11 protein-coding genes and 1 pseudogene are annotated in these 9,132 nt (G+C 64.0%); 7 read left to right on the top strand and 5 right to left on the bottom strand.

All coding sequences use genetic code 11. From position 1 onward, the window contains the following. Positions 1–386: SDR family NAD(P)-dependent oxidoreductase (locus tag EOA32_RS28195; RefSeq protein ID WP_128373456.1), on the bottom strand; the 386-nt coding region annotated here is incomplete at its 3' end. A gap of 286 nt (positions 387–672) precedes the next feature. Here EOA32_RS28195 and EOA32_RS28200 point away from each other — a divergent pair. Continuing rightward, the gene (locus EOA32_RS28200; protein ID WP_128373457.1) at positions 673–1,269 is read left to right on the top strand and encodes a YdeI/OmpD-associated family protein; all 597 of its coding nucleotides are present in this window, start codon (positions 673–675) and stop codon (positions 1,267–1,269) included. Positions 1,270–1,441: 172 nt separating this feature from the next. On the opposite strand, the gene EOA32_RS28205 is transcribed toward EOA32_RS28200, so the two are convergent. After that, a complete protein-coding gene (locus EOA32_RS28205; RefSeq protein WP_095778258.1) occupies positions 1,442–1,762 on the bottom strand; it encodes a hypothetical protein in 321 nt (106 codons plus the stop codon). A 551-nt stretch (positions 1,763–2,313) separates the two neighbouring features. On the opposite strand from EOA32_RS28205, the gene EOA32_RS28215 reads away from it, so the two are divergent. Genes EOA32_RS28215 through EOA32_RS28235 form a run of 5 tightly spaced genes read left to right on the top strand, consistent with a single transcriptional unit; the run spans position 2,314 to position 6,890 of the window. After that, positions 2,314–3,522 (top strand): ABC transporter substrate-binding protein, encoded by a 1,209-nt coding sequence (locus EOA32_RS28215; protein WP_066998453.1) that lies wholly within the window; start codon positions 2,314–2,316, stop codon positions 3,520–3,522. Continuing rightward, positions 3,519–4,319 carry an ABC transporter ATP-binding protein gene (locus EOA32_RS28220; RefSeq protein ID WP_245426319.1) on the top strand — a complete coding sequence of 267 codons (801 nt, stop codon included), beginning with the start codon at positions 3,519–3,521 and terminating at the stop codon, positions 4,317–4,319. The genes EOA32_RS28215 and EOA32_RS28220 overlap by 4 nt, the downstream gene beginning before the upstream one ends. Further along, the gene (locus EOA32_RS28225) at positions 4,312–5,016 is read left to right on the top strand and encodes an ABC transporter ATP-binding protein (protein ID WP_095832945.1); all 705 of its coding nucleotides are present in this window, start codon (positions 4,312–4,314) and stop codon (positions 5,014–5,016) included. The genes EOA32_RS28220 and EOA32_RS28225 overlap by 8 nt, the downstream gene beginning before the upstream one ends. Positions 5,017–5,023: 7 nt before the next feature. Continuing rightward, positions 5,024–5,911, top strand: coding sequence for a branched-chain amino acid ABC transporter permease (locus tag EOA32_RS28230; RefSeq protein ID WP_066998448.1), 888 nt, complete (start codon positions 5,024–5,026; stop codon positions 5,909–5,911). 1 nt (position 5,912) lies between these two features. Next, complete coding sequence (locus EOA32_RS28235; protein ID WP_067322567.1) at positions 5,913–6,890, top strand: branched-chain amino acid ABC transporter permease; 978 nt, start codon at positions 5,913–5,915, stop codon at positions 6,888–6,890. Here the strand turns inward: EOA32_RS28235 and EOA32_RS28240 are convergent. The 3 genes and pseudogenes from EOA32_RS28240 to EOA32_RS28250 all read right to left on the bottom strand — a co-directional run bounded on the left by EOA32_RS28240 (position 6,887) and on the right by EOA32_RS28250 (position 8,081). Continuing rightward, positions 6,887–7,186 carry a HigA family addiction module antitoxin gene (locus tag EOA32_RS28240; RefSeq protein WP_066998444.1) on the bottom strand — a complete coding sequence of 100 codons (300 nt, stop codon included), beginning with the start codon at positions 7,184–7,186 and terminating at the stop codon, positions 6,887–6,889. The genes EOA32_RS28235 and EOA32_RS28240 overlap by 4 nt on opposite strands. A 37-nt stretch (positions 7,187–7,223) precedes the next feature. Next, a pseudogene (locus EOA32_RS28245) lies at positions 7,224–7,504 on the bottom strand (type II toxin-antitoxin system RelE/ParE family toxin). A gap of 88 nt (positions 7,505–7,592) precedes the next feature. Next, a complete protein-coding gene (locus tag EOA32_RS28250) occupies positions 7,593–8,081 on the bottom strand; it encodes an Lrp/AsnC family transcriptional regulator (RefSeq protein ID WP_128373458.1) in 489 nt (162 codons plus the stop codon). 106 nt (positions 8,082–8,187) lie between these two features. On the opposite strand from EOA32_RS28250, the gene EOA32_RS28255 reads away from it, so the two are divergent. Further along, the coding region (locus EOA32_RS28255; RefSeq protein ID WP_128373459.1) for a diaminopropionate ammonia-lyase at positions 8,188–9,132 on the top strand (945 nt) is incomplete at its 3' end.

The raw sequence follows: 9,132 nt of genomic DNA on the forward strand, positions 1-9,132 counted from the left end.
CCATTGGCCGAAAGTTTCGGCGCGCCATGCTTGGCCAACAGCAGCGGCCCGTAGAACTTGCTGTCGACAACTTTTTGCGCCGCCGAAAGCTCGATCTCGGGCAAAAGCCGGTAGGCGCCTTCGATGTCGGCCGCCGTGCTGACGATATGCTCGAGCCCGCCGATGCGCGCGAACAGCGCCGCGACCTCGGCCTCGCGGCTGATGTCGACCACCGCCGCTTCCAGCGCGGCCGGGCAGCCGAGCTCATCGCGCGCGGCGTTCAGCCTCGCTGCATTGCGCCCGGCGATGATGACGCCGGAGCCTTCGGCGAGGCAGCGCCTGGCAAGCGCCAGCCCCATGCCCGAACTGCCGCCGACGATCAGGATTTTTGTCTCGTCCATGTCCATGCCTTTCTTTTGCATGGACGGTGATGTGGCAGGCCGGCCGGCGGAGCGGAAACGGAAGAAACCGATAGTGTTATCGGAGAGTCCGATGGTTGGCTGGCGCGGCTTTGATAATTCAACCAGGCAGGGCAGGGGGGCGCGAAGAAACGCGGCCTTAAATTCCCACGAGTATAAGCTAAGGCGGCGGCGTCTCGACAGGGCTGGCGGGACAGCGCGCCCTCTGGTCTGCCGGCCGTCTCCCCAACAAAGGGGGAGATCGGAGCCTCGGCTCAGGCAAGAAGGAACACCGATGGCCCCCATCAAGGTCGACTCGAGTAAGGTCCACGAGTTCTCGGACGCCGAAAGCTTCTACGCCTGGCTCAGCCAAAACCAGGCCGGCGAAAGCGAGGTCTGGATCAAGATCCACAAGGTCGGCTCTGGCCTTGCTTCGATCACGCCGAAGGAAGCGATCGACGTCGTGCTCTGCTTCGGCTGGATCGATGCGGTGCGCAAGTCGCTCGACGAGAAGAGCTTTCTGCAGCGCTACACGCCGCGCGGCAGGAAGAGCATCTGGAGCAGGATCAACGTCGACAACGTCGCGCGCTTGATCGAAGAGGGCCGCATGACGGAGCATGGCCTGCGCGAAGTCGAGGCGGCCAAAGCCGATGGCCGCTGGGACCGCGCCTATGGCGGCTCGAAAGAGATGACATTTCCGCCCGACCTGCAGGCCGCGATCGATGCCGAACCGAAGGCCAAAGCGATGCTGGCAAAGCTTTCGGCGCAGAACCGTTTCGCGCTCGCCTTCCGCGTCCACAACATGAAGACCGAGGCGGGGCGCAAGAAGAAGATCGAGACGTTCGTCGAAATGCTGAAGCGCGGCGAGACGATCTATCCGCAGAAGAAGTAAGGCACGATCCGGACCGGACGACCGCGCCAGCGACCTGGTAAGCAAAAACGCCGCCTTTGAGGGACGGCGTTTCCGGGAAGCGATGATCCCGAACCCTGTTGAAGCGGTCCGGGATCATCCGGTCATGAAGTTTTTGGCCAATTGCTGAAAAGCCAAAAGCCGGCGACGCGCCTTATGCGGCGAGCTTCTTGCCGTGCTTCTTGTGGGTACGCTTCTTGGTGTGGTGCTTCACATGATGCTTCTTGGCGTGATGCTTCGAGTGCTTCTTCACGTGATGCTTGCGGGCGTGACGGCGATGATGCTTGACATGCTTCTTGTGCGGGCCGTTGGCGTCCGGCTTGGCCGTCTCGGTGGCCGCAGCCGGAGCCGCGGTGGTCGTCGTGGTCGCAGCCGTCGTGGTCGCGGCGGCGTTGGCTTCGGTAGTGCCGAGCGCCGGCACCGCGAAAGCAAGCGCGACCGCCAGGCCGAGAACGGAGAGAAGGGTCTTTTTCATATGTCGGCTTTCCTTTTTTGAAGATCGATATCAGGTTGTCGCTGGCCGTAGTTCGGCTGCTCCGGTGCCGCTTATGACAGCCCGTCTTTTCGCGAGTTTTTCCGGGCTGTTGAATCTTGTTTCCGGATTGTGTCTGGCGGGGAGCGGCGCGTGCTGGTCAATTCGATCTGCCCCGGCTGGGTCGCGACATGGGCGGTGCCGGCGGCCGCCCCGTCCCGCAAGGCGCGGCCGGCATCGTCTGCGCCGCAACTTTGCCCGACGGTCCGACCGGCGGCTTTTTCGCGGCGGCAAGCGGCTGCCGTGGTGAAGGGGCACCATGCTGCCCCCACCCATCCGCATGCTACGAAAATAGCATTCCCGGCCAGCGAAATGTGATGCTAGGCTCGCGCCCGTGCACCCAAGGCGCGCGGCGGCCCAGCCGCAAACGAGCAGGCCCGCAAGAATAGGAGTGGCAGGCGGGATCGAGGCGTCAATCCACAATCCGACGGAACTGTTGAACCATTGCGAGGTCCGCCGCGTTCCCGTGGTTGGCCACAAGGGAGGAACTACCAGTGAAAGCATCCTATCTCGTCTCCGCCGCGCTCATTGCGGCATCCGCAATGCCGGCGGCGGCTGGCGAAATCTCGGACGGCAAGGTCAAGATCGGCATCTTGAACGATCAGTCCGGCGTCTATGCCGATTTCGGCGGCAAATGGTCGGTAGAGGCCGCCAAGATGGCGGTCGAGGATTTCGGCGGCAAGGTGCAGGGCGCGCCGATCGAGATCGTCAGCGCCGACCACCAGAACAAGCCGGACATCGCCTCCAACATCGCGCGCCAGTGGTACGACACCGAGCAGGTCGACGCGATCATGGAGCTCACCACGTCTTCCGTCGCGCTCGCCGTCCAGGGGCTTTCCAAGGAAAAGAAGAAGATCGACATCGTCACCGGCGCCGCCTCCACCGACCTCACCGGCAAGCAGTGCTCGCCCTATGGTTTCCACTGGGCCTACGACACCCACTCCCAGGCGGTCGGCACCGGCGGCGCACTGGTGCAGCAGGGCGGCGACAGCTGGTATTTCATCACCGTCGACTATGCATTCGGCTATTCGCTGAAGGACCAGACCGCCAAGCTCGTGGAATCCAGTGGCGGCAAGGTGCTGGGCGAGGTGCGCTATCCGCTTGGCTCCACCGACTATTCCTCCTTCCTGCTGCAGGCGCAGTCCTCCGGCGCCAAGATCATCGGCCTAGCCAATGCCGGCCTCGACACCTCGAACTCGATCAAGCAGGCGGCCGAGTTCGGCATCGTCGCCGGCGGCCAGCGGTTGGCGGCGCTGCTCTTCACGCTGGCCGAGGTGCATGGCCTCGGCCTGCAGGCGGCGCAGGGCGTTGTGCTGACGGAAGGCTATTACTGGGACCGCGACGATGTGAGCCGCGATTTCGCGCAACGCTTCTTCAAGCGCACCAACCGCATGCCAAACATGGTCCAGGCCGGCACCTATTCGGCGGTGACGCAGTATCTGAAGGCCATCGACAAGGCCGGCACCGACGAGACCGAAGCGGTGGCCAAGCAATTGCATGAGATGCCGGTCAACGACGTGTTCACTGTGAACGGCAAGGTGCAGGCCGACGGCTCGATGGTGCACGACATGTATCTCTACCAGGTCAAGAAGCCGGAGGAGAGCAAGAAGGACTGGGACTACTACACCTACCTGGCGACCATTCCCGGCGACAAGGCCTTCATGAAGGCCGAGGACAGCGGCTGCCCGCTCGTCAGCAAGTGACGCTCGACACCGCCACCGCCGTCCGCCGGGACGGCATCGACCAGACGCCGCGGGTGGTGCTTTCCGCCCGCGGCCTGCGGCGCGACTTCGCCGGATTCGTCGCCGTGAAGGATGTCGACCTCGACGTCCACCACGGCAGGATCCATGCCTTGATCGGCCCGAACGGCGCCGGCAAGACCACCATCTTCAACCTGTTGACCAAATTCCTGCAGCCGACCAGCGGCACCATCCAGCTGCTCGGCACCGACATCACCCGCACGCCGCCGGCCAGGGTGGCGCGCATGGGGCTTGTACGCTCCTTCCAGATATCGGCGATCTTTCCGCATCTCAGCGTGCTCGACAATGTGCGCGTCGCGCTGCAGCGTCCGGGCGGGCTGGGCTATCAGTTCTGGCGCCCGGTCTCGGCGCTGGACCAGCTGACGCCCCGGGCGCGCGAGCTGCTCGCCATAGTCGGGCTCGACGACGCCGCGCATCGGCTGGCGGGCGATCTCTCCTACGGCAGGAAGCGTGTGCTGGAAATCGCCACCACGCTGGCGCTCGATCCAAAAGTTCTGCTGCTCGACGAGCCGATGGCCGGCATGGGGCATGAGGATGTCGGCACGATCTCAGGCATCATCCGGTCGCTGGCGAAAGACCGCGCCGTGCTGATGGTCGAGCACAACCTCACCGTCGTTGCCGATCTCTGCGACTGGATCACCGTCATGCAGCGCGGCCAGGTGCTTGCCGCCGGCGACTACGCGACTGTGAGCCAGGACGAGCGCGTGCGCGTCGCCTATATGGGGACCGAGCATGAGTGAGCCGCTGCTTGCCGTGCGCGACCTTCATGCCTGGTACGGCGAGGGCCATGCGCTGCACGGCGTCAACCTCGAAGTCCTGCGCGGCGAGACGGTTACGCTGCTTGGCCGCAACGGCGTCGGCAAGACGACGACGCTGCGCGCCATCATGGGCCTGATCCGCAAGCGGACAGGCTCCGTCACTTTCAATGGCAAGGACCTGATCCGCCTGCCGCTGCACCGCGTCGCCCATCAGGGCATCGGTTTCGTGCCGGAGGAGCGCGGCATCTTCGCCACGCTCACCGTCGACGAAAATCTGATCCTCCCGCCGGTGGTGGCCAAGGGCGGCATGAGCGTGGAGGAGATCTTCGACCTCTTCCCCAACCTCAAGGAACGTCGCAACAGCCAGGGCACGAAGCTTTCCGGCGGCGAGCAGCAGATGCTGGCGATCGCCCGCATCCTGAGAACCGGCGTCGAAATGCTTTTGCTCGACGAGCCGACCGAGGGCCTGGCACCGGTCATCGTCCAGCGCATCGGCGAATTGCTGGCGGCGCTGAAGAAGCGCGGCATGACCATCCTTTTGGTCGAGCAGAATTTCCGCTTCGCCGCCCGCATCGCCGATCGCTTCTACCTGATGGATCACGGCAAGGTGGTGGAAGGTTTCCCGGTCGGCCAGCTTTCCGCGCACACCGACAAACTGCACGAGGTGCTGGGGGTATGATGGCCAAATCACCATGATCTTCGGCATCCCCATCCAAGCCTTGCTCGGCCAACTGCTTGTCGGCCTGATCAACGGCTCTTTTTACGCCATGCTCAGCCTCGGGCTGGCCGTCATCTTCGGGCTCTTGCGCATCATCAATTTCGCCCATGGCGCGCTCTATATGTTCGGCGCCTTCATCGGCTATCTGCTGCTCGTCCATCTCGGCATCGGCTACTGGCCGGCGCTGATCATCGTGCCTTTGGCCGTGGGCCTGTTCGGCATCGTGGTGGAGCGTGTAGCGCTGTCGCGGCTCTACCGGCTCGACCCGCTCTATGGCCTGCTTTTCACCTTCGGCCTTGCGCTGGTCATCGAAGGCGTGTTCCGCTTCTATTATGGCGTCTCCGGCAATCCTTACGCGGTGCCGACCCTGCTTGCCGGGGGCACCAATCTCGGCTTCATGTTCCTGCCCAATTACCGCGGCTGGGTGGTGGTGGCCTCGCTCATCGTCTGCATCGGCACCTGGCTGCTGATCGAAAAGACCAGGCTCGGCTCCTATCTGCGCGCCGCCACGGAGAACCCCGAGCTGGTGCAGGCTTTCGGCGTCAACGTGCCGCTGCTGCTGACGCTCACTTATGGGCTGGGCGCAGCACTTGCCGGGCTGGCCGGCATCCTTGCGGCGCCCGTCTACCAGGTCAGCCCGCTGATGGGATCGGACCTCATCATCGTCGTCTTTGCCGTCGTCGTGGTCGGCGGCATGGGCTCGATCCTCGGCGCCATCGTCACCGGCTACATGCTCGGCCTCGCCGAGGGCCTGACCAAAGTTTTCTATCCGGAGGCCTCGAACCTGGTGGTCTTCGTCATCATGGCGATCGTGCTTTTGCTCCGCCCCGCGGGCCTGTTCGGAAGGGACGCGTAAGATGAGCGAGGCGACCCTTCACGCAGAGCGCGCCGCTGCCTCCGTCCGGCTGGAACGGGCGCTTGTGGCGCTGGGGATCATGGCGCTCGTCGCCGCCCCGTTCGTCATCTATCCGATCTTCGTCATGAAGATGCTGTGCTTCGCGCTGTTCGCCTGCGCCTTCAACCTGCTCCTCGGCTACACCGGGCTGCTTTCCTTCGGCCACGCCGCCTTCTTTGGCGGCGCCGCCTATTTCTGCGCCTATGCCGTGAAAGCCTGGGGCTGGCCGCCCGAGGCCGGCATCCTGCTCGGCGCTGCGGGCGCGGCAGGCATGGGCCTCGTCGTCGGCTTCCTCGCCATCCGCCGGCAAGGCATCTATTTCGCCATGATCACGCTGGCGATGGCGCAGATGTTCTATTTCTTCTGCGTGCAGGCGCCCTTCACCGAAGGCGAGGACGGCATCCAGGGCGTGCCGCGGGGCCATCTCTTCGGCATGCTCGACCTCAACGTGCCGATGAACATGTATTTCTTCGTGCTCGCCATCTTCCTGATAGGCCTTTTCGCCATCTGGCGCATCGTCAACTCGCCCTTCGGCATGATCCTGCGCTCAATCCGCGAGAACGAGAACCGTGCCATTTCGCTCGGCTATTCCGTCGGCCGCTACAAGCTCGCCGCCTTCGTCATGTCGGCGGCCCTTGCCGGCCTCGCCGGCGCGGTGAAGGCGATCGTCTTCCAGTTCGCGACCCTCACCGACGTCACCTGGCAGATGTCGGGCGAGGTCATCCTGATGACGCTTCTTGGCGGCATCGGCACCATGGTCGGCCCGGTGGTCGGCGCCGGTCTAGTCGTCGGCCTCGAGAACACGCTTGCCACCTCCGGCTTCCCGGTGACGATAGCGACCGGCGTGATCTTCATGGTCTGCGTGCTGATCTTCCGGCGCGGGATCGTGGGGGAGATCTATGCGCGGTTGCTGGGAAGGGAGGGCGGCAAGAGCTCTTAAGCAGCCGCCTCGAACCGTTTAATTTCCTTGAGCTCTTCCTGCAGCGACGCGCCCTCCACGGCCAGGTCGTAACTGGCTTGCATGTTCATCCAGAACTGTGGCGTGGTGCCAAAGAATTTGGCGAGACGCAGAGCGGTGTCCGGCGTAACGGGCGTGGTCTCGTTGGCGAGGCGCTCGATACGGGTACGTGGGACGTGAAGCTTTTTCGCCAGGGTGTAGGGCTTCAGGTCGAGTGGCTCAAGGAACTCGACCCGCAATATCTCGCCGGGATGAATAGGCTTATCGAGGTTGATCATTGGTTCCGCTCCTGTCGGACAGAGCTGGTTGGTTTAGCTAATGGTAGTCGGTGATCTCCACATTGTCCGCTCCTCCATCGGTCCACCGAAAGCAAACACGAAATTGGTCGTTGATACGGATTGAGTACTGACCGGCGCGATCGCCCTTCAGCGCTTCAAGCCGATTTCCCGGTGGGACTTTGAGGTCGGCCAGTTCGGCTGCGTTGTCCAGCATGAACAGTTTCCGCTGAGCGACACGAATGAGATCTGCCGGAAATCCTTTCGGAGCTTTGCCTGTCGAATCGCTTCAGTGGTCTTGTCTCTGAACGAACGTATCATCCACTGCCCCTCGCAACGTATCTTTGCATGATACGTCTCCGAGATCAAGCGCAGAGTATCATGCCGCGATACGAAATGCCCCGAGGGATCATGTTGAGTGAGGTGCGCCCACCGGCACCTCCAGCCCGACCTTCACCCGATCCATCGCAACGAACGTGCGAAACCGCCTGACGTTGTTGTTCTCAAAAAACAATCGCCGGGTCAGCGCCTCGTAGTCGGCCATCGTCGCCACGGTGACGACCAGGATGAAGTCGGCCTCGCCGGTCACGTAATAGCACTGCTGCACTTCCGGCACCGCGGCGAAGCCGCGCTTGGCGGCGTCGATCAACTCGGCCCGCTCGCTCTCCACCCCGACCTCGACGAAGATGGTGATCGGATGGCCGACCTTGGCCGGATCGACCAGCGCGACATTGGCGCGAATGACGCCCGTTTCCTCCATGCGCTTGATGCGCCGCTGCACGGCTGGCGCCGAGAGGTTCACCGTCTCGCCGATAACGCGCTGGGGCGTGCTGTTGTCCTTCTGCAGGATGGCGAGGATGGCGCGGTCGAAGGCGTCGAGGTCGGGCAAAATGGACATGACGGCACCTAAACGAAACAAACTTGCATTTCAGGCGCTGAAACAGAGCGCCTTTCTCGCTGGACTTGCAATAAATTTCAGCCAACGAGACAGAGAAAGCCGATCCATGTTCCTGCTCAACCACCACCCGACCCATCGCCAGCCGCTGACCGAAGAAGACGCCGCGACGCTTGGGCTCGCCGGAGCCGCCGAGGCCGAGCGCTTCCTGGCCGCACGCGAAAACCATGCCGAGACGCCGCTGCATGCCTTGCCGGCGCTGGCCGGCGAACTCGGCATCGCCGCGCTCCACGTCAAGGATGAGGGCAAGCGCCTCGGCCTCGGCAGCTTCAAGGCGCTGGGCGGCGCCTACGCCGTCATCCGACTGGTGCTGGAAGAGGCCGAGGAACGGCTCGGCCGCGCCATCGAGGTCGCGGAACTGCATGGGCCCGACGTGAAGGCGATTGCCTCGGGCATGACCTTCGCCTGCGCGACCGACGGCAACCATGGACGCTCGGTAGCGCAGGGCGCCGGCCTGCTCGGTGCGCGCTCCGTCATCTTCGTCCATTCGGGCGTCAGCAACGAACGCGTGGCGGCGATCGCCCGCTTCGGCGCCGAGATCGTGCGCATCGCCGGCGACTACGACCAGTCGGTCAGGGAAGCCGCCCGCGTCGCCGCCGAGCGCGGCTGGACCGTCGTCTCCGACACATCCTGGCCGGGTTATGAGCGCATCCCGGGGCTGGTGATGCAGGGCTACACGGTTATCGTGCGCGAAGCGCTGAGGCGCTTGCCGAAGTCGCCCACCCACGTCTTCCTGCAGGCCGGCGTCGGCGGCCTCGCCGCGGCAGTGGCCGGCCATTTCGCCATCGTGCTAGGCGAGGATCGCCCTGCGGCAATCGTGGTCGAGCCCGCGCGGGCGGCGTGCGTCTACGCCACCGCGAAGGCGGGGCGTCCAGCCGCGATCGCGCACAGCAAGCCCACGGTGATGGCGATGCTCGAATGCTATGAGCCGTCGCTCGTAGCCTGGCGCGTGCTGTCGCGGCTCGCCGATGCTTTCATGACCGTGGACGAGGAA

The sequence above is a fragment of the Mesorhizobium sp. M1A.F.Ca.ET.072.01.1.1 genome (genome assembly GCF_004023325.1).
GTDB lineage: Bacteria > Pseudomonadota > Alphaproteobacteria > Rhizobiales > Rhizobiaceae > Mesorhizobium.